The following is a 20,869-nucleotide window of genomic DNA, read 5'->3' as shown; positions in this document are numbered from 1 at the left end:
CGCATGACCTTCCTTACCCGCGCCAAGGGGGTTGCCAACCGTCCTTTGCAGACTCTGGACAACCTCGGTGACCAGATGTCGTTCTACGGCCGCGCGTTGCTGTGGACGCCGAGGACGCTTCGCCGCTACATGAAAGAAGTCCTGCGGCTGCTGGCCGAGGTGAGCTTCGGTTCCGGCTCGCTCGCGGTCATCGGTGGCACGGTCGGTGTGATGGTCGGCTTGACGCTGTTCACCGGTGTCCTCGTCGGCCTTCAGGGTTATTCGGCGCTGAACTCGATCGGCACTTCGGCCTTCACCGGCTTCCTGACCGCGTTCTTCAACACGCGTGAGATCGCCCCGCTGGTCGCCGGCCTCGCGCTTTCGGCGACGGTCGGCGCGGGGTTCACCGCCCAGCTGGGTGCGATGCGGATCTCGGAGGAGATCGACGCGCTCGAGGTCATGGGTGTCCCGAGCCTGCCGTATCTGGTGACCACGCGGATCATCGCCGGTTTCGTCGCGGTCATCCCGCTGTACGTCATCGGCCTGCTGAGTTCGTATCTCGCGTCCCGGTTGGTCGTTATCTACATCTACAACCAGTCGGCGGGTACCTACGACCATTACTTCGATCTGTTCCTACCACCACAGGATGTGCTGTATTCGTTCATCAAGGTGCTGTTGTTCAGCGTCTTGATCATCCTGTCGCATTGTTATTTCGGTTACCGGGCCACCGGTGGCCCCGCCGGTGTCGGCGTGGCGGTCGGTAAGGCGGTCCGGCTGAGCATCGTCACGGTGTCCATCATGAACTTCTTCATCGGTTTCGCGATCTGGGGAACCGACGTCACGGTGAGGATCGCAGGATGATCGCGACAATCCGGCGCAGGCTGTTGGGTCTGCTCTTGGTCGCCGTGCTCATCGGCGGGGTGGCCCTGAGCATCGCGCTGTACCAACGGGCGTTCACCCCCGTGGTGAGTGTGAAGCTCCAGTCGGGCAGCATCGGGAACCAGCTGCTGAAACAGTCCGACGTGAAGGTCCGCGGCCTCATCGTCGGTTCGGTGAAGGAGATCGCCGCGACCCCGGACGGTGCCGAACTCACGCTCGCGCTGAATCCGGAGTCGGCGAAACTGATCCCTCAGAACGTTTCCGCGCGATTCCTGCCGAAGACGTTGTTCGGTGAGCGTTTCGTTTCACTGGAGATCCCGGACGCGCCTTCGTCGAAGACGATCGCCGAGGGCGACGTGATCACCCAGGACCGCACGTCCGGCGCTGTCGAGCTGGAGCAGGCTTTCGCGCATCTGATGCCGGTCTTGCAGGCCGTCCAGCCGCAGAAGCTGTCGAGCACGCTTTCGGCGATCTCCACCGCGCTCAACGGCCGCGGCGACCAGCTCGGCGACACCCTCGCGCAGCTCGGCAGCTACGTCGGGGAGCTGAACCCGCACGAGCCCAAGCTCCAGCAGAACCTCAAGGAACTCGCGAAGTTCTCGGACAACCTCAACGCCGTCGCCCCGGATCTGGTGCAGACCTTGGACAACCTGAGCACCACCACCCGCACCGTGGTGGACCAGAAGATGAACCTCGCGAACCTGTACGGCAGCGTCACCCAGGCTTCGGTCGATCTCCAGACGTTCCTGCAGAACAACGCGGATAACCTGATCCGGCTCGCCGACACCGCCCGCCCGACGGCGGAGCTGCTGGCGAAGTACGCGCCGGAGTACCCGTGCGTGATCGGGCAGATGGCGGCCAACCTGCCGAAGATCGACAAGGCCCTCGGCAAGGGCACCGACCGGCCGGGCCTGCACGCGACCATCGAGGTCACCGTCAACCGCGGGCCGTACCTGCCGGGCAAGGACGAGCCGCGGTTCGAGGACAAACGCGGTCCGCGCTGCTACGACCTGAAGCAGTTCCCGGACCCGTTCCCGCAGTACCCGCCGGACGGCCCGATCAAGGACGGCAGCACGGCCAAGCCGCCGGCGCGGTCGGCGAACGACGGTCTCTCGCCGTCGAACGGCTTCGCGAACTACGGCGGCTACAACGGCAACGGTGGGGGAGCGCCCGGCGGTAGCCCGTCCTACAGCGCGTCCGAATCGGACTTCCTCGCGCAGCTGGTCGCCCCGCAGGTCGGCATGTCCGCTTCGGACGTGCCCGGCTGGGGCTCGCTGCTCGTCGGTCCGCTCTATCGCGGGGCGGAGGTGCACGTCCAGTGAGGGGATTGCTCGCTCCGCTGATCAAGCTCTGCGCCTTCATCGTCGTGACCGTGCTGTTCACGACGATCCTCGGGATCAGCATCGCCAACGTGAACACCACCAGCACCAACGCCTACAAGGCACGGTTCAGCGACGCGACCCTGCTGCTGCCCAACGACGACGTCCGCATCGCCGGCGTCAGGGTGGGGCAGGTCAAGGACGTCCGCATCGTCGACCGGCGCCAGGCCGAGGTCGAGTTCGAGGTCGACGCCGGCCGCAAGCTGCCCGCCGGGGTCACCGCGCAGATCAAGTTCCGGAACCTGGTCGGCCAGCGTTACGTCTCGCTCGGGCAGGGCACCGACTCGTCCGGGAAGAACCTGGAGCCCGGCGGTAACATCCCGCTGGAGCGGACCACGCCCGCACTCGACCTGACGCAGCTGTTCAACGGGTTCAAGCCGCTGTTCACCGCGCTCAACCCGGACGACATCAACAAGTTGTCCTACGAGGTCATCCAGGTCCTGCAGGGTGAGGGCGGCACGATCGAAAGCCTGCTGAAGCACACCGCGTCGCTGGCCACCACGATCTCCGACAAGGACAAGGTGATCGGTGAGGTCATCGACAACCTGAACTCGGTGCTCGACACGGTCAACGCGCACACGCCGCAGCTGAACGACCTGATCGTCAAACTGCAGCAGCTGGTCTCCGGGCTGGCCGCGGACCGCGAGCCGATCGGCGACGCCATCGAGTCGCTCGGCACCCTCGCCCAGACCACTTCCGGCCTGCTCGGGGAAGCTCGTGAGCCGTTGAAGCAGGACATCGCCGCGCTCGGCACGCTGACGAAGAACCTCAATGACAGCCAGCCGATCGTCGAGCACTTCATCCAGTTCCTGCCGCAGAAGGTGACGGCGCTGACCCGCACGGCCGACTACGGCTCCTGGTTCAACTTCTTCGCTTGTGAGATGACGGGAGCCGTCGCCCTGCCTCCGCTGATCAACGAACCGATCAACCTGCCGCTGCTGCCGGTGAACCGGGCGAGGTGCACGGCATGAAGTCGTTCCAGAAACGCAATCCGATCCCGATCGCGTTGGTCGGCATCTCGGTGCTGTTGCTCGGTTTCCTCGCCGCCCTCAATTCCGACGACCTGCCGGTCATCGGTGGCGGGACGACCTACAGCGCGGACTTCAGCGAGACTTCCGGCCTGCAGGAGGAGAACGACGTCCGGGTCGCCGGGGTGAAGGTCGGCAAGGTCTCCGAGATCAAGCTCGACGGGGACAAGGTCCGGATCTCGTTCAAGGTCAAGGACGCCTGGCTCGGTGACAAGACCAGCGCGGCGATCAAGATCAAGACCGTGCTCGGCCAGAAGTACCTGGCGCTCGACCCGCAGGGGCAGCGCACGCTCGACCCGAGCACGACCATCCCGCGTGAGCGCACGGCGTCGCCGTTCGACGTCCTCGACGCTTTCCGCGGGCTTTCGCAGACCGTCGACGACATCGACACGACGCAGCTGGCGAAGAGCTTCGACGTCATCACGGAGACCTTCTCCGACACCCCGGCCGACGTGAAGGGCGCACTGAACGGCCTTTCCCGCCTCTCCGACACGATCGCCAAGCGTGACTCGCAGCTGTCGAGCCTGCTCGCGAACACGCGGCAGGTGTCGCAGACGCTCGTCGACCGTGACGCCGAGTTCCAGAAGCTCCTGGCCGACGGCAACAAGCTGCTCGGTGAGGTGGCCAAGCGCAAGGAGGCGATCTCCGCCCTCCTGGACGGCTCGCGCGCCCTCGCCACCCAGCTCAAGGGCCTTGTCGATGACAACGACGCGCAGCTCGACCCGGTGCTCACCCAGCTCGACCAGCTGACCTCGATGCTGCAGCGCAACCAGGACGCCCTCGGCCAGGGCATCGCGCGGTTCGCGCCGTTCATCCGGGTGTTCACGAACACGATCGGCAACGGCCGCTGGTTCGACAACTACATCTGCGGACTGGTCCTGCCGTCGTTCGGCCCGATCAACGACAAGGGGTGCTACGAGAAATGAGTACCCGTCTCTCAGCCGGTCTCGCGCGGGGCTTCACCATCGCGATCGTGCTCGCGCTGGTCGTCGCCGGCGCGCTGTGGTGGACGCTCAAGGACGCCGGCCGCAACCACGTGACCGCCTACTTCGCCGGCACCGTCGGCCTCTACGAAGGCAACAGTGTCCGCATGCTCGGCGTCGACATGGGCACGGTCACCAAGATCCAGCCGATGGGCAACCAGGTCCGCGTCGAACTCGAATACGACCGTTCGGTGGCGGTGCCCGCCGACGCGAAGGCGATCATCGTGTCGCCGTCGCTGGTCAGCGACCGGTACGTGCAGCTGGCCCCGGCCTACAAGGGCGGCCCGCGGATCGCCGACGGCGCCGTCATCGGGCTCGACCGCACCGAGGTCCCCCTCGAGGTCGACGAACTCGCCGCCAGCCTCTCCCGGGTCAGCAAGTCGCTCGGACCCAATGGCGCCAACAAGAACGGTTCGCTGTCGAACCTGCTCGACACCGCCGCGAAGAACTTCGACGGCAACGGGCAGGCACTGCACGACACGATCACGAAGCTCGGCCAGGCCGCGGGCACGTTGTCCGGCAACAAGGACGACCTGTTCAAGACGGTCGAAAACCTCGGCTCCTTCTCGCAGACGCTGGTGAACAGCGACAAACAGGTCCGCGACTTCGAGCGGCAGCTCGCCGACGTCAGCGGATTCCTCGCGGGAGAGCGGGAAAACCTCTCGGCCACGGTGAAGCAGCTGTCCGACACGCTCACCGCGGTGCAGGGGTTCATCGAGAAGAACCGCGACCGGCTCAAGTCCAATGTGGACAAGCTGGCCAGCGTGACCAAGGTGCTCGTGGACCAGCGCGGCGCGCTCGCCGAGATCCTCGACGTCGCCCCGGTCGGCCTCGGGAACCTGGTCAACACCTACAACGCCTCGTCGGGCACGCTCGACGCGCGGGCCAACCTCAACGAGCTCACCCAGCCGCCGCTGGTGATGGTGTGCAACCTGCTCAAGCAGACCCCGGACGCGCTCGACGCACTGGGCGACGCGTGCAAGGGGATCGCCGGACTGGTCGACGGGCTGGTGCCGTTGCCGTCGATCGCGCAGGTGATCCAGTCCTCGCAGGCGGGCCAGCTGCCGCCACTTCCGCTCCCGATCGCCGGGCAGCTCTATGGAACGGCGGCGAAGTGATGAAGAAACTTACTTTCGCGGCTGTCGGCACGATCGCGGCATTGACGTTGAGCGGCTGCGGATTCAACGGGATCTACGACGTCCCGTTGCCCGGCGGCGCCGAACTCGGCGACCACCCGTACACGGTCAAGGTGCAGTTCCGGGACGTCCTCGACCTGACGCCGCAAGCCGGGGTGAAGGTCAACGAGGTCGCCATCGGCCGCGTCGAAGCAATCGGGCTGACCCAGGACGGCTGGAACGCCGAGGTCACACTTCGGGTCAACGGCGACGTGAAACTGCCGGCGAACGCGCTGGCCAACGTCAAACAGTCGAGCCTTCTCGGTGAGAAGTACGTCGAGCTGGCCGCGCCCGGCGACCGGCAGGGCGAACTCGCCGACAACGCCGTGATCCCGCTGGCCCGCACGAACCGCAGCGTCGAGGTCGAGGAATTGCTCGGCGCGCTCTCACTGCTGCTCAACGGCGGCGGGGTGGAACAGCTCAACACCATCACCAAGGAACTCAACAACGCCACCGCCGGCCGCTCGCCGGAGCTCAAGGCGCTGCTGAACAACGCCAACGAGCTCGTCACGAACCTGGACAAGCAGTCCGCGAACATCACGCGGGCGCTCGACGGGCTGAACCGGCTCTCGCTCACGCTGAACGGCCAGAAGGACAAGCTGGTCGGCGCGGTCGACAACCTCGGCCCCGGCCTCGGCGTGCTGGAGCAGCAGCGCGGCCAGCTGGTGACCATGCTGAACGCGCTCAACCACCTCTCCGGGGTCGCCGTCGACACGGTGAACAAGAGCAAGGAAGACCTCGTCGCCGACCTCAAGGCGTTGCAGCCGACGCTGCAGAAGCTCGGCGAGGCGGGCGCGGATCTGCCCAAGGCGCTGGAGATCCTGTTGACCTTCCCGTTCAGCGACGCCGCCTACGACGGGGTCAAGGGCGACTACTTCAACCTGTTCGCGAAGATCGACCTGAACCTGAACGAGATCCTCAAGAACCTCGGCCGCAGCCGCCAGAACCCGCTCCAGGACGTCATCCCGGTGCCAGGACTGACCGGGGGCACCGAGGGTCCGGGCGCGAACCCGCCGCTGCCGATCCCGGACAGCGTCGGCGGTGTCGCCGGTGGCCAGGCGAGCGCGCCGCAGGGCGGCGGGCAACCGCAACAGACCGGTCCCGCCGGGATCTTCGGCGTGCTGTCGGGAGGTGCCGGCTGATGCTGGTCCGTAGGACGAAGATCCAGCTGGTCGCGTTCGCGATCATCTCCGTGGTCGCCATCGTGTACGCGCTGATCCGGTTCGCCGGACTCGGCCAGGTCTTCGGCGACGAGGGCTACACGGTGAAGCTGCAGCTCAAGCAGTCCGGCGGCATCTTCCAGAACGCCGAGGTCACCTACCGCGGCTTCAACATCGGCCGGGTCGGCGAGCTGCGCCTCACCAAGACCGGGCTGGAAGCCGACCTCAACATCGCGCCGGACGCCCCGCCGGTGCCCGCCGATCTGGACGCCGTCGTCGCGAACCGGTCGGCGGTCAGCGAACAGTTCGTCGACCTGAAGCCGAAGAGCGAGAAGGGACCGTTCCTGAACTCGGGTTCGGTCATCCCGGCCGACAAGGTCAAGACGCCGGTGCCCACCGAGCAGCTCATCGGCGACCTCGACAGCCTCGCGGCGTCGGTGCCGACCGACTCGCTGCGCAAGGTCGTCGACGAGTCGTACAACGCCTTCAACGGCACCGGCCCGGACCTGCAACGGCTGCTCGACACCGCGCGGAGCTTCACCGCGACCGCGCAGGAGTACCTGCCGCAGACCATCCAGCTGCTGGAAAAGGGCGGGCAGGTCCTCGAGACGCAGAACGACATGGCGAGCTCGATGAAGTCGTTCAGCGCCGACCTCAACAAGCTCTCCGGCACGCTGAAGAACTCCGACGCCGACATCCGGAAGCTGATCGGGATCACCCCGCAGGTGGCGAACCAGATCAGCTCGGTGCTCGCCGAATCCGGCCCGGGGCTCGGCGCGCTGACGGCGAACCTGCTCACGACGTCGAACCTCCTGGTGACCCGGCTCGACGGGCTCGAACAAGGACTGGTGACGTACCCGATGCTGGCCGCGGGCGCGAACAGCGTCGCCAACGACGGCACCGCGCACCTGGGCCTGGCGCTCAACCTGTTCAACCCGCCTTCGTGCACCAAGGGCTACATCGGCCTCGACAAGTACCGCGAAGGCACCGACACGACGCCTCGCGCGCCGAAGGACGACGCGTACTGCGCCGAGCCGAAGGGCAGCCCGATCAACGTGCGCGGCTCGCAGAACGTGCCGTACAACGGGGTCCCACAGATCCCGTCGCAGGGCGACGTCGCCGCCAACGCCGGACGGTCGGCCGAGGAGCTGGCCAGCCTGCGCGCGGCGCAGGGCATGCCGAGCGTCCTGCAGAGCCCGGGGGTCAGCCTGCCCACCCTGGGCACGCTGCTGGGCCTGCCCGGCTGAGCCCGAGACCGTATACCTACCCTGGAGTGTCATGAGTTCTTCTCGATCGCGGACCCTCGTCCTGGGGGCGGCGGCGTTCGCGCTGGCCGCCTTCGTCGCCGCGGCGATCTTCGGTGTCATGTGGGCCGTGGCCGCGTCGGACGACAACGCCGACCTGGCGCGCTCCCGCGACGAAGTGGCCAAGGCGGGCGGCACCGCGATCAAGGCCTACACCGAGGTCGACTTCGAGAACCTCGACGAGTTCTTCAACCGCCAGAAAGCCGTCTCCGACGACAAGATGGCGGAGCAGCTGAAGCAACTGGAACCGACCTATCGCAAGGCACTCGGCGACGCGAAGACCAAGGTCGTGACCACCATCCAGGACATCGCGGTCCAGGAACTCGACGACCACGAAGGCAAGGCGAGCTTCCTCGCCGCCATCTCCACCCAGGTCACCCAGGGCGACAAGGCGAGCTCGAAGGCGTTGCGCCTGGAGGTCTCGATGACCCGGGTCGGCGATGAGTGGAAGCTGTCCGGGATCGACAACGTGCCCCTCGTCGCGGCCGGTCAGTAAGAGCGTCACCTAGAACGGAGCCTCGTAGTGCCCCCCTCTCGCCGCCAGCCCCCTCGCAGCACTCCGCCGGTGCGCCGCCCCCGGGTGGCCGGTCTGCGACGGCCCGCAGCGTCTCCTGCTCCCGCCTCTCCGGAAGGCCCCGCTTCAGAGGTCGAGGTCGACGAAACGCCGGTGCCGGTCCGCCGCCCGTCGCCGCGGCCTGCGCCTAAGCCCGCGCCTGCGCCCGAACCGGAGCCTGAGCCTGAGGTCGTTGAGGCGGCTGAGCCTGAGGTTGCCGCTGTCGAGGCTCCTGAAGAGCCGTCCGAAGCTCCTGAAGCCGCCGAAGCCTCTGAAGCCTCCGAAGACGAGGTTGTCGCGAAGCCGAGCCCGCGTGCGAAGGTCCGCGCGGCCGCCGAAGAGAAGCCGGACGACCTCGAAGAGGCCGAAGCCGAGGTCGCTACCGAAGCCGATGAAGAGTCGGAGTCTTCTTCGGAGAGCGAGAAGAAGTCAGGCTCTCGGCAGCTGATTCTGGCGGGCGCGCTGGTCGTCGTCGGACTCCTGCTGGCCGCGACCGCCGTGCTCTTCAAGATCCAAGCCGACGAGGTGTCCAGCTCGACGAACAACACGGCGCTGCTGGACGTCGCGAAGACCGCGCAGGTCAAGGACCAGGTCGCGAAGGCGACCGAAGCGCTGTTCTCGTACGACTACAACAATATCGCGAAGACCGAGACCGCGGCAGGCGATCTGCTGGTCAACGACGAGGTGCGGGCGAAGTACAACCTGCTGATGGGTGAGGTCAAACGGCTGGCCCCGCAGCAGAAGATGGTCGTGACCTGCAAGGTCACCCGCAGCGCCGTCATCCGGCTGGAAGGCGACCGGGCCGACGTGATGGTGTTCGTCGACCAGAGCTCGACGCGGGCCGACACGAACAAGACCACCGCGGGAAGCGCGCAACTGCACTTGAACGCGGAACTGCAGGGCGACAAGTGGAAGATCACGGCGATGAACACCTACGCCGCTCCGCCCAACCCGGCCGCTTCCTCTGCGCCCGCCTCACCCCCCGCCTCCCCGGCCCCCTCCAAGTAACGCGTCGCGTTTAGCCCGCTAAACGCGATCCGACGCTACCGGCGCCTTCACGGCTTTCCGCCAGCCCCGCGGCCCGCTGACCTGCGTTTAGCGGGCTAAACGCGATCCGGAGCCACCGGCACCAGCACCGGCGGCGGGTGGGTCGGGATCGCAGGTCCGTGAGGGACTCCTTCCCTACCCTGAGAGTAGGGAAGGGGCCCCTCACGTCATGTCGGGCTGAGCTCGGCGCGAGCCGAGGCAGACCCGCGCGTGAAGGCCCCCTTCCCTCGGCTCAGCCGAGGAAACTCGACCTTCACCCCTGCCCAAGTACATGAAGGCCCCATCCTTGCGCTTAGGTACAGGAAGGGGGCCTTCACGTACTTCATGCAAGAGGCGCTGCAGGTACCCAAGAGGCCCGCCAGAACCGTCCTGGCCACTCACGACCACCTCGCCTCCGCAGCCGCCCGAGACGCGTCGCGTTTAGCCCCCTAAACGCGATCCGAGCGCCCTTCCTGTGCGCCGCACCAGCCGACCCACCGGCCACAACCGCCACACGCCCCGAAACGCCCCTGAGGCGCCCCGAACCACCCCCGCCCCGACCCGGTGACCCTCCGAAACGCCGCCCGGGCGGGATCGCGTTTAGCCCGCTAAACGCAGGTCGGCGCCCCAACGCCGTAACCTGCGCGTACCGGTCGGTAACCAGGATGATCGTCCTGTAAGACGCCCGCCGCGGAGCTTCTTCGACGCTGCGCCAACCGGCGGGACCACCGCGCGGCATCTTGACTCAGAGCCCCTGTGGGGTCACGCTTACTGGCAACGGTGAGAACCGGCGGTGCCCTTGCGGGAGGGACGGTCCGGGGAGGCCGAGGAGAGGCATACCTGAAGACGTTGCGAAGCAGGCTGGGCCCCATCAGGAGCGCCCCCTGGACAGACCGTGACGTTCGGGCTAGACTGCTTCTTTGCGCTGCCCTCTTTCAGGCTGCCCGGAGCCGGTAGTTAGGATAGTGGGCACACGGCACCCTTGACAGACCGCATCAGCTGTTGCTGACGCGGCTGCTCACCGCTCATTGTCCCCGGAAGGACGCATCTTGGCAGTCTCTCCCGCGAACCAGGCCACTGCTGCGACCACCTCGGCTGTATCTCGCTCGGAGTCCACGGGAATCCCGGGAGCCCCCAAGCGGGTCTCCTTCGCAAAGATTCGCGAGCCGCTCAGCACCCCGAACCTGCTCGACGTGCAGATCAGGTCCTTTGAATGGTTCACCGGCGACGAGGCGTGGTTCGAACGCCGCGTCGAAGAAGGTGAAGAAAACCCGGTCGGCGGCCTGGAAGAGGTCCTCAACGAGATCTCGCCGATCGAAGACTTCTCCGGATCCATGTCGCTGTCCTTCTCCGACCCGCGCTTCGACGAGGTCAAGGCCTCCGTCGAGGAGTGCAAGGACAAGGACATGACGTACGCGGCCCCGCTGTTCGTGACCGCCGAGTTCGTGAACAACAACACCGGCGAGATCAAGAGCCAGACGGTCTTCATGGGCGACTTCCCGGTGATGACCGACAAGGGCACCTTCGTCATCAACGGCACCGAGCGTGTCGTCGTGTCCCAGCTGGTCCGTTCGCCGGGTGTGTACTTCGACACCAGCGTCGACAAGACCACCGACAAGGACGTCTTCAACGTCCGCGTCATCCCGAGCCGGGGTGCCTGGCTCGAGTTCGACGTCGACAAGCGCGACACCGTCGGCGTCCGTATCGACCGCAAGCGCCGCCAGCCGGTGACCGTGCTGCTGAAGGCGCTGGGCTGGACCACCGAGGCGATCCGTGAGCGCTTCTCGTTCTCCGAGACGCTGCTCGCCACCCTCGAGAAGGACCACACCGCCGGCACCGACGAGGCGCTCCTCGACATCTACCGCAAGCTGCGCCCGGGCGAGCCCCCCACCAAGGAGTCCGCGCAGACGCTGCTGGAGAACCTGTTCTTCAAGCCGAAGCGCTACGACCTGGCCAAGGTCGGCCGGTACAAGGTCAACAAGAAGCTCGGCCTGACCACGCCGTACGACACCGGGACGCTGACCGAAGAGGACATCGTCTCGACGATCGAGTACCTGGTCCGCCTGCACGCGGGCGAGGACAAGGCGACCGTCGGCGACCAGGTCATCCCGGTCGAGACCGACGACATCGACCACTTCGGCAACCGTCGTCTCCGCACCGTCGGCGAGCTCATCCAGAACCAGATCCGCGTGGGTCTGTCCCGGATGGAGCGCGTCGTCCGCGAGCGGATGACCACGCAGGACGTCGAGGCGATCACGCCGCAGACCCTGATCAACATCCGTCCCGTCGTGGCGGCGATCAAGGAGTTCTTCGGTACTTCGCAGCTGTCGCAGTTCATGGACCAGAACAACCCGCTGTCGGGGCTGACGCACAAGCGTCGTCTGTCCGCCCTCGGCCCGGGTGGTCTGTCGCGTGAGCGCGCCGGCATGGAGGTCCGTGACGTCCACCCGTCGCACTACGGCCGCATGTGCCCGATCGAGACGCCGGAAGGCCCGAACATCGGCCTGATCGGTTCGCTCTGCTCGTACGCGCGGGTCAACCCGTTCGGTTTCATCGAGACCCCGTACCGCAAGGTCGTCGAGGGCCGCGTCACCGACCAGGTCGACTACCTCACCGCGGACGAGGAAGACCGTTTCGTGAAGGCGCAGGCGAACGCGCCGATCTCGGAAGACGGCACCTTCGTCGAAGATCGCGTCCTGGTCCGTAAGAAGGGCGGCGAGGTCGAGCTGATCGACCCGCTGGACGTGGACTACATGGACGTCTCGCCGCGGCAGATGGTCTCGGTCGCGACGGCGATGATCCCGTTCCTCGAGCACGACGACGCGAACCGCGCGCTGATGGGCGCGAACATGCAGCGTCAGGCCGTGCCGCTGCTCCGCAACCAGGCGCCGTACGTCGGCACCGGTGTGGAGCTGCGCGCCGCGGTGGACGCCGGTGACGTGCTCGTCGCCGAGCAGTCCGGTGTCGTCGAGGAGCTCTCGGCCGACCTGATCACGATCATGCACGACGACGGCACGCGGAAGAGCTACGGACTGTACAAGTTCCGCCGCTCGAACCACGGCACCTGCTTCAACCACCGCCCGATCGTCAACGAGGGTGACCGGGTCGAGCAGGGTCAGGTCATCGCCGACGGCCCGTCCACCGAGAACGGTGAGATGGCGCTCGGCAAGAACCTGCTCGTCGCGGTCATGCCGTGGGAGGGCCACAACTACGAGGACGCGATCATCCTCTCGGAGCGCCTGGTGCAGGACGACGTGCTCACGTCGATCCACATCGAGGAGCACGAGATCGACGCCCGCGACACCAAGCTGGGCGCCGAGGAGATCACGCGGGACATCCCGAACGTCTCCGAAGAGGTCCTGGCCGACCTCGACGAGCGCGGCATCATCCGGATCGGTGCCGAGGTCCGCGACGGCGACATCCTGGTCGGCAAGGTCACGCCCAAGGGTGAGACCGAGCTGACCCCGGAAGAGCGTCTGCTCCGCGCGATCTTCGGTGAGAAGGCCCGTGAGGTCCGCGACACCTCGCTGAAGGTGCCGCACGGTGAGACCGGCAAGGTCATCGGCATCCGCGTGTTCTCGCGTGAGGACGACGACGAGCTGCCCCCGGGCGTCAACGAACTGGTCCGCGTCTACGTGGCCCAGAAGCGGAAGATCCAGCCGGGCGACAAGCTCGCCGGCCGCCACGGGAACAAGGGTGTCATCGGCAAGATCCTCCCCGCAGAGGACATGCCGTTCATGGAGGACGGCACGCCCGTCGACATCATCCTGAACACCCACGGTGTCCCGCGTCGTATGAACATCGGCCAGGTCCTGGAGCTTCACCTGGGCTGGCTGGCTTCGCAGGGTTGGAAGATCGAAGGCAACCCGGACTGGGCGAAGAACCTCAACGAGGAGCTCTACGACGTCGACCCCGGCACGAACACCGCCACCCCGGTGTTCGACGGTGCCAAGGAAGACGAGCTGACCGGTCTGCTCGGCGCCACCAAGCCGAACCGCGACGGTGAGCGCATGGTCAAGCAGAACGGCAAGGCCACGCTGCTGGACGGCCGCTCCGGCGAGCCGTACCCGTACCCGGTCGCCGTCGGCTACATGTACATCCTGAAGCTGCACCACCTTGTCGACGACAAGATCCACGCCCGGTCCACCGGCCCGTACTCGATGATCACGCAGCAGCCGCTGGGTGGTAAGGCGCAGTTCGGTGGCCAGCGGTTCGGCGAGATGGAGTGCTGGGCGATGCAGGCGTACGGCGCCGCATACACCCTGCAGGAGCTCCTGACGATCAAGTCGGACGACGTGGTCGGCCGCGTCAAGGTGTACGAGGCCATCGTCAAGGGGGAGAACATCCCCGAGCCGGGTATCCCCGAGTCGTTCAAGGTGCTCCTGAAGGAGCTCCAGTCGCTCTGCCTCAACGTCGAGGTGCTGTCGAGCGACGGCGCCGCGATCGAGATGCGCGACTCCGACGACGAAGACCTCGAGCGCGCCGCGGCCAACCTCGGCATCAACCTGTCCCGCAACGAGTCGCCCTCGGTGGACGACGTCGTGCACTGACGGCTGTCCGAGGCGGGGCCTGCCTCCCGTGGGCCCCGCCTCGACCGCCAACCCCTCTAGTCGACTCAACCCCAAGGGGATGCAAAGACGTGCTGGACGTCAACTTCTTCGATGAGCTCCGCATCGGCCTCGCGACCGCCGACGACATCCGTCAGTGGTCCTTCGGTGAGGTCAAGAAGCCGGAGACCATCAACTACCGGACGCTCAAGCCCGAGAAGGACGGCCTCTTCTGCGAGAAGATCTTCGGCCCGACCCGGGACTGGGAGTGCTACTGCGGTAAGTACAAGCGGGTCCGCTTCAAGGGCATCATCTGCGAGCGCTGTGGCGTCGAGGTCACCCGCGCCAAGGTGCGCCGTGAGCGGATGGGCCACATCGAGCTGGCCGCCCCCGTCACCCACATCTGGTACTTCAAGGGTGTTCCCTCCCGCCTGGGCTACCTGCTCGACCTGGCGCCGAAGGACCTCGAGAAGATCATCTACTTCGCGGCCTACGTGATCACCGGTGTGAACACCGAGCTGCGGCACAACGACCTGCCGACCCTCGAGAACGAGATCGGCGTCGAGCGCAAGAACCTCGAGACCAAGCGTGACGCGGACATCGAGGCACGGGCGCAGAAGCTGGAAGCCGACCTGGCCGAGCTGGAGGCGGAGGGCGCCAAGTCCGACGTCCGCCGCAAGGTCAAGGAAGGCGGCGAGCGCGAGATGCGTCAGCTGCGTGACCGCGCCGGTCGCGAGCTGGACCGTCTCGAGGAGGTCTGGACGACCTTCACCAAGCTCGACGTGCGTCAGCTGATCGCCGACGAGCTGCTCTACCGCGAGCTCGTCGACCGCTACGGCGAGTACTTCACCGGCGGCATGGGCGCGGAGGCCATCCAGAAGCTGGCCACCGAGTTCGACGTCGCGGCCGAGGCCGACAACCTGCGCGACACCATCCGCAACGGCAAGGGGCAGAAGAAGCTCCGCGCGCTGAAGCGGCTCAAGGTCGTCGCGGCCTTCCAGGCCACCGGCAACGACCCGCGCGGCATGGTGCTCGACGCCGTCCCGGTGATCCCGCCGGACCTGCGCCCGATGGTCCAGCTCGACGGTGGCCGGTTCGCCACCTCCGACCTGAACGACCTCTACCGCCGGGTCATCAACCGGAACAACCGGTTGAAGCGGCTGATCGACCTCGGCGCGCCCGAGATCATCGTCAACAACGAGAAGCGGATGCTGCAGGAGGCCGTCGACGCGCTGTTCGACAACGGCCGCCGCGGCCGCCCGGTCACCGGTCCCGGTAACCGCCCGCTGAAGTCGCTGTCCGACCTGCTCAAGGGCAAGCAGGGCCGGTTCCGTCAGAACCTGCTCGGCAAGCGTGTCGACTACTCGGGCCGTTCGGTCATCATCGTCGGCCCGCAGCTGAAGCTGCACCAGTGCGGTCTGCCGAAGGACATGGCGCTCGAGCTGTTCAAGCCGTTCGTCATGAAGCGGCTGGTCGACCTGAACCACGCGCAGAACATCAAGTCCGCCAAGCGGATGGTGGAGCGCTCGCGGCCGCAGGTGTGGGACGTGCTCGAAGAGGTCATCACCGGCCACCCGGTGATGCTGAACCGTGCGCCGACCCTGCACCGTCTCGGTATCCAGGCCTTCGAGCCGCAGCTGGTCGAAGGCAAGGCCATCCAGCTGCACCCGCTGGTCTGTGAAGCGTTCAACGCGGACTTCGACGGTGACCAGATGGCCGTGCACCTCCCGCTTTCCGCGGAGGCGCAGGCCGAGGCCCGCATCCTGATGCTGTCGGCGAACAACATCCTTTCGCCGGCGTCGGGCCGCCCGCTCGCCATGCCGCGTCTGGACATGGTGACCGGTCTGTTCCACCTGACCCGTCTCACCGAGAACGCCGCGGGTGCCGGCAACGCGTACTCCTCGCCCGCCGAAGCGATCATGGCGTACGACCTCAAGGCGCTGAGCCTGCACGCCCCGGTCAAGATCCGCATTGTCGACCGTCAGCCCGCCAAGGCCGACGAAGCGGCGCTCGCGGAGAAGGGCTGGGAGCCGGGCAAGGCCTGGCTGGCCGAGACCACCCTGGGCCGCGTGCTGTTCAACGAGCTGCTGCCGGCGGACTACCCGTTCATCAACGAGCCGATGCCGAAGAAGCGTCAGGCCCTGATCGTGAACGACCTCGCCGAGCGCTACTCGATGACGCAGGTCGCGCAGACCCTGGACCGCCTGAAGGACGCCGGTTTCTACTGGGCGACCCGTTCGGGTGTCACGGTCGCGATCTCCGACGTCCTCGTCCCGACCGGCAAGAAGGCCATTCTGGACGAGTACGAAGGCAAGGCCGACCAGGTCGAGAAGCGGTACCAGCGTGGTCAGCTGTCGCACGCCGAGCGCAACAACGAGCTCGTCAAGGTGTGGACGCAGGCCACCGAAGAGGTCCACAAGATCATGGAGACGGCGCTGCCGGACGACAACCCGATCGCGATGATCGTGAAGTCGGGCGCGGCGGGCAACATGACGCAGGTCCGGTCGCTGGCCGGTATGCGTGGTCTGGTGTCGAACCCGAAGGGTGAGTACATCCCGCGTCCGATCAAGGCCAACTTCCGTGAAGGCCTGTCGGTGGCGGAGTACTTCATCGCGACGCACGGTGCCCGTAAGGGTCTGGCGGACACGGCGCTCCGTACCGCCGACTCGGGTTACCTGACCCGTCGTCTGGTGGACGTGTCGCAGGACGTCATCGTCCGCGAGGTCGACTGTGGCACCACCCGAGGCATCAACATGCCGATCGGTGAGGACATCGGCGACGGCAAGGTCCTGCGCGACCAGCACGTCGAGACCAGCGTGTACGCGCGGAACCTGGCGACCGACGCGGTCGACGCCAAGGGCAACGTCGTGCTCAACGCCGGTGACGACATCGGTGACCCGGCGATCGACAAGCTCATCTCGAGCGGGATCGCCAAGGTCAAGGTGCGTTCGGTGCTGACCTGCGAGTCGGCTGTCGGTATCTGCGCCACCTGCTACGGCCGGTCCATGGCGACCGGTCAGCTCGTCGACGTCGGCGAGGCCGTGGGTATCGTCGCGGCCCAGTCGATCGGTGAGCCGGGTACGCAGCTGACGATGCGTACGTTCCACCAAGGTGGTGTCGCCGGTGACGACATCACGACCGGTCTGCCCCGTGTCCAGGAGCTGTTCGAGGCCCGGGTCCCGAAGGGCAAGGCGCCGATCGCCGACGTCGATGGCCGTGTGCGCATCGAGGAGAGCGAGCGGTTCTGGAAGATCACGCTGATCCCGGACGACGGCAGCGAAGAGATCGTCTTCGACAAGCTGTCCAAGCGTCAGCGGCTCGCGAACACCCCGAGCGGCCCGCTGGGCGACGGTGACCGTGTCAACGTCGGTCAGCAGCTGCTCGAAGGTACGCCGGACCCGCACGAGGTCCTGCGGGTCATGGGGCCGCGCGAGGCGCAGATGCACCTGGTGGACGAGGTCCAGAAGGTGTACCGGGCGCAGGGTGTGTCGATCCACGACAAGCACATCGAGGTCATCGTGCGGCAGATGCTGCGCCGCGTGACGATCATCGACTCCGGTGCCACGGACTTCCTCCCGGGCGAACTGCCCGAGCGGACCAAGTTCGAGGCGAAGAACCGGGCGTCGGTCGCCGAAGGCGGCGAGCCCGCCTCGGGTCGTCCGGTGCTGATGGGGATCACGAAGGCCTCGCTGACCACGGACTCGTGGCTGTCGGCGGCCTCGTTCCAGGAGACCACGCGTGTCCTGACCGACGCGGCCATCAACGGCCGTTCGGACAAGCTCGTGGGCCTCAAGGAGAACGTGATCATCGGTAAGCTGATCCCGGCCGGTACCGGGATCAACAAGTACCGCAACATCCAGGTGCAGCCGACCGAGGAGGCGCGGGTCGCCGCTTACGCGATCCCGTCCTACGACGACGGCTACTACACGCCGGATGTCTTCGGCTCCACCCCGGGTGCCGCGGTTCCGCTGGACGACTACGACTTCGGCCGCGACTTCCGCTGACCGAAGCACGATCCACGAGAATGGCCCCCGCCGATCCGGCGGGGGCCATTCCCGTTTCCGGGTGACTCGGTCACTCGAAACGACTTCTGACTCCAGGCGAATCCGGTTAAGGTGATCCGGTTATACGCGGTTCGGGGGCTCTGCGCATTTCCTGTTCGCAATCTGGGGTGACTTTGTGTGAATAAATCTCCAAGTGGCAGATCCATCTCGCGTGCTCTCGCCACAATCGCCGCGACAGCGGCACTGACCGGCGTATTCGCCACGCCCGCCGGAGCGGATCCGGAGCCTCCAGCCCCGACCTCCAGCGTGCCGGTGACGTCCGAAGCACCGGCGACTTCTCCGGCTCCGGAACCCGGCGCGCCACCTGCCGAGAGTTCGCCGCCCGCGGCGCCGAAGCAGCAGGCTGAGCGAGCGGAAGTCGTCGCCACGGTCGCTTTCGAAAAAGCGTCTTACAAGACCGACGAAGAGGTCCGATTCACCTTCAAGGTCAAGAACACCGGAAAAACCCGGGCAGCCGGTCTTCGGGTCAACCAGTTCTTCAGCGAGCCGGGTGCCCTGTCGATTCCCTACGAGCCGGGCTGGGGAGCGCTGGGTCGCGCGCCGGGCGTGAACCTCGAGCCGGGGGAGGCCACGGAGGTGACCGTCACCGGGCAGATCGGAGACCTCGACAAGGACACCGCGACCGTCCGGGGCTTTGTCTACGACCACACCGGCTTCAGCGCCGGCACGTTCGACCAGCCCGTCTCCGTCACGAAGGTCACCGGCCGTGCGGCGGGTGTCGTATTCGGCGACGAGAACGGCGATGGCCAACTCGACGACGGCGAACAACTGGCCGATATCCCGCTCACGTTGCGGCACGCCATCGGTTCCAAGGAGTACAAGGCCACGAGTGGCGCCGACGGGAAGATCGATTTCGGGGACATTCCGGCTGCCAAGTATTTCCTCGGCGGCGGCGACGCGATCAAGGGCTGGCTGTTCCCGTTCAAGGTCATCAAGATCGGCGCGGACACCAAGGACCTGTCCATCCGTGGTGTGCGGCCGTTGAACGGCGCACTCAAAGCGACGGTGGCCTTCACCAAGGAGAGCTACAAACCCGGTGAGCTCGCGCATGTCACCGTGAAGCTGTCGAATTCCGGCACCATTCCGCTCGTCGGCATCGTGGCCGGGTGCAATCGTGCCGGGGTGGACTTCGGTCTGAAGAGCAGCGGTCCCGGTTGGGGCGAGCTCTCGTACTCCGCGGGTGGAGCGACGATCGCGCCTGGCCAGACCCGCACCTTCGACGTGACCGAGAAGGTTCCGGACGCCGCACTGAACCATGGCCGGGTCGCGGTGGGTTGCGACTTCGGCTTTGCCGACGTCGGCATCGACGGCAACCCGGTCGCGAACGACGAAGCCGCGGTGCCGGGTGGGATCGCCACCCTTGCGGGCCAGGTGGTCCGCAACGCCGATCCGGGCAAGCCTCAGGAGGGCCTCGCCGGCGTCAAGCTCGTACTCACCTCCGACGGTGACTGTCCGACCATCGCCGAGACGACGACCGACGCGAAGGGGCACTTCAAGATCGCCAACGTGGTGCCGGGGCCGAAGTACCGCCTGTTCTTCGCGCCCCCGAAGGGTTGGCGGGTCAAGTACGACAACCCGGCCTCGATCTACGTCGTCGGCCCGGCGGACAACCCTTCCCGGCTGCACGTCGTAGCGGAGAAGGGCGAGGAACCGCCGCTCACCATGCCGACCCGGCGTCCTGGCTGTGACGCTTCCGGAACCACCACGCCCGCTCCCGGCGCGCCGGGTCAGCAAGGCTCCGGCGGCGGAACGGGTCTGGCCAGCACCGGAGTCGACGTACTCGGCCTCGGCGCACTCGCCCTGGCCACCCTGGTACTCGGCGCGGGTCTGGTCTTCACCTCCCGCCGCCGTCGCCGCCAGGCCGACTGACGTGCGTTTAGCCCCCTAATCGCGATCTGTCACCTGCCCGCGCCCGGTCCCGCCGGATCGCGTTTAGCCCGCTAAACGCGATCCGGCGGGACTTGCGTTTAGCGGGCTAAACGCGATCCGGCGCCGGGGCGAGGGCGACTTGCGTTTAGCCCCCTAATCGCGATCCGGCAGGGTGGAAGCGCAGGTCAGCGAGGATCGGGAGCCGGGGAAGTCGAAGTAGGTGTCCGGGAACTGGTCCGGCGCGAAGCAGGGCATGAGGGTCTCGCCGGGTCGATGGGGGCGCTGCGGCCGGGGCAGCAGTTCCACGATCGTCAGGTCCACCGTGCTCCTGTGGCTGTGCCCGGACTTCTCCGCGATGTACCCGTCGGCGAACAGCCGGTCCTTCGCCACGTTCGGGTAGAACTCCGCCTTCATCTTCTCGTCCGAGAGCTCCTTGGCCCATCGGGCGAAGTGGTCGACGGCGCGCTGCGGCCGGTAGCAGTGGCGGCTGCACGTATCCGTCTTCGGCATGGCCATGTCATACCGCTCCAGCGAAGCCAGAGTTCCCGGGATTGCATAACGAACACGTAACGGGATAGTGGCCGCCGGATTCGGGTTACTGGTCCGTTGTGACCTGCCGTAGTGCCGCCAGGTGGCCTAATTCCCAGTGCTCGGAAAACCGTCACCCGTTCGGCTCAATGGCCCATCCGCATCGTGGGAAATTCACCCGGCCGTGGCGTGTCCCATTCTTTGATCACGAGATTGACACTCTGACGGCTTCACACGAGTATTTCGCCCATGCAATCCCCAGTCGCCTTGGTGTGGCGCCGGCACGTTGATCTGCGACAGCAGGCAAGCGCGCTGTGTATGGATTCCTGACCTATTCCGGGTTTGTCGCGCCGTGCTGAATCAGCGTATCCGACACGGATGCGTCCGTTCCTCGT

The 20,869-nt window shown here is 66.5% G+C and carries 13 protein-coding genes; 12 read left to right on the top strand and 1 reads right to left on the bottom strand.

Annotated elements, in window-relative coordinates; translation table 11 throughout:
* Positions 1 to 3 precede the first annotated feature (3 nt).
* From DMH03_RS00690 to DMH03_RS00635, 12 genes are all read left to right on the top strand, one after another.
* Entirely contained in the window at positions 4 to 840 is an 837-nt protein-coding gene (locus tag DMH03_RS00690; protein WP_125790092.1) for an ABC transporter permease, read from the top strand.
* A complete protein-coding gene (locus DMH03_RS00685; RefSeq protein WP_125790091.1) occupies positions 837 to 2,180 on the top strand; it encodes an MCE family protein in 1,344 nt (447 codons plus the stop codon). The genes DMH03_RS00690 and DMH03_RS00685 overlap by 4 nt, the downstream gene beginning before the upstream one ends.
* Complete coding sequence (locus tag DMH03_RS00680; protein ID WP_125788798.1) at positions 2,177 to 3,208, top strand: MCE family protein; 1,032 nt, start codon at positions 2,177 to 2,179, stop codon at positions 3,206 to 3,208. The genes DMH03_RS00685 and DMH03_RS00680 overlap by 4 nt, the downstream gene beginning before the upstream one ends.
* The gene (locus DMH03_RS00675; RefSeq protein ID WP_125790090.1) at positions 3,205 to 4,191 is read left to right on the top strand and encodes an MCE family protein; all 987 of its coding nucleotides are present in this window, start codon (positions 3,205 to 3,207) and stop codon (positions 4,189 to 4,191) included. The genes DMH03_RS00680 and DMH03_RS00675 overlap by 4 nt, the downstream gene beginning before the upstream one ends.
* Entirely contained in the window at positions 4,188 to 5,366 is a 1,179-nt protein-coding gene (locus DMH03_RS00670; protein ID WP_125790089.1) for an MCE family protein, read from the top strand. The genes DMH03_RS00675 and DMH03_RS00670 overlap by 4 nt, the downstream gene beginning before the upstream one ends.
* Positions 5,366 to 6,565: an MCE family protein gene (locus tag DMH03_RS00665; protein WP_125790088.1), complete on the top strand. Its 1,200-nt coding sequence runs from the start codon at positions 5,366 to 5,368 to the stop codon at positions 6,563 to 6,565. Before DMH03_RS00670 ends, DMH03_RS00665 begins: the two co-directional genes overlap by 1 nt.
* The gene (locus DMH03_RS00660) at positions 6,565 to 7,830 is read left to right on the top strand and encodes an MCE family protein (RefSeq protein WP_125790087.1); all 1,266 of its coding nucleotides are present in this window, start codon (positions 6,565 to 6,567) and stop codon (positions 7,828 to 7,830) included. The genes DMH03_RS00665 and DMH03_RS00660 overlap by 1 nt, the downstream gene beginning before the upstream one ends.
* A gap of 31 nt (positions 7,831 to 7,861) precedes the next feature.
* On the top strand, positions 7,862 to 8,383 hold the full coding sequence (locus tag DMH03_RS00655; protein ID WP_125790086.1) for a hypothetical protein: 522 nt from the start codon (positions 7,862 to 7,864) through the stop codon (positions 8,381 to 8,383).
* A gap of 84 nt (positions 8,384 to 8,467) precedes the next feature.
* Complete coding sequence (locus tag DMH03_RS00650; RefSeq protein ID WP_125791472.1) at positions 8,468 to 9,448, top strand: hypothetical protein; 981 nt, start codon at positions 8,468 to 8,470, stop codon at positions 9,446 to 9,448.
* A 1,067-nt stretch (positions 9,449 to 10,515) separates the two neighbouring features.
* Entirely contained in the window at positions 10,516 to 14,016 is a 3,501-nt protein-coding gene (locus DMH03_RS00645) for a DNA-directed RNA polymerase subunit beta (RefSeq protein WP_125788804.1), read from the top strand.
* Between the two features lie 89 nt (positions 14,017 to 14,105).
* Entirely contained in the window at positions 14,106 to 18,017 is a 3,912-nt protein-coding gene (locus DMH03_RS00640) for a DNA-directed RNA polymerase subunit beta' (protein ID WP_125790085.1), read from the top strand.
* A 177-nt stretch (positions 18,018 to 18,194) separates the two neighbouring features.
* Positions 18,195 to 19,946 carry a hypothetical protein gene (locus tag DMH03_RS00635; RefSeq protein WP_233611206.1) on the top strand — a complete coding sequence of 584 codons (1,752 nt, stop codon included), beginning with the start codon at positions 18,195 to 18,197 and terminating at the stop codon, positions 19,944 to 19,946.
* Between the two features lie 153 nt (positions 19,947 to 20,099).
* On the opposite strand, the gene DMH03_RS00630 is transcribed toward DMH03_RS00635, so the two are convergent.
* Positions 20,100 to 20,456, bottom strand: coding sequence for a hypothetical protein (locus tag DMH03_RS00630; RefSeq protein WP_370310618.1), 357 nt, complete (start codon positions 20,454 to 20,456; stop codon positions 20,100 to 20,102).
* Positions 20,457 to 20,869 lie beyond the last annotated feature (413 nt).

It is taken from the genome of Amycolatopsis sp. WAC 01376 (assembly GCF_003947415.1).
Classification (GTDB): domain Bacteria; phylum Actinomycetota; class Actinomycetes; order Mycobacteriales; family Pseudonocardiaceae; genus Amycolatopsis.
This window is presented reverse-complemented; position numbering and strand designations above follow the sequence as displayed.

Excerpts from the sequence above, each read along its gene's own strand:
- DMH03_RS00690 (WP_125790092.1), top strand. The coding sequence starts at position 4 with ATGACCTTCCTTACCCGCGCCAAGGGGGTTGCCAACCGTCCTTTGCAG.
- DMH03_RS00685 (WP_125790091.1), top strand. The coding sequence starts at position 837 with ATGATCGCGACAATCCGGCGCAGGCTGTTGGGTCTGCTCTTGGTCGCC.
- DMH03_RS00675 (WP_125790090.1), top strand. The coding sequence starts at position 3,205 with ATGAAGTCGTTCCAGAAACGCAATCCGATCCCGATCGCGTTGGTCGGC.
- DMH03_RS00670 (WP_125790089.1), top strand. The coding sequence starts at position 4,188 with ATGAGTACCCGTCTCTCAGCCGGTCTCGCGCGGGGCTTCACCATCGCG.
- DMH03_RS00665 (WP_125790088.1), top strand. The coding sequence starts at position 5,366 with ATGAAGAAACTTACTTTCGCGGCTGTCGGCACGATCGCGGCATTGACG.
- DMH03_RS00660 (WP_125790087.1), top strand. The coding sequence starts at position 6,565 with ATGCTGGTCCGTAGGACGAAGATCCAGCTGGTCGCGTTCGCGATCATC.
- DMH03_RS00655 (WP_125790086.1), top strand. The coding sequence starts at position 7,862 with ATGAGTTCTTCTCGATCGCGGACCCTCGTCCTGGGGGCGGCGGCGTTC.
- DMH03_RS00630 (WP_370310618.1), bottom strand. The coding sequence starts at position 20,456 with ATGCCGAAGACGGATACGTGCAGCCGCCACTGCTACCGGCCGCAGCGC.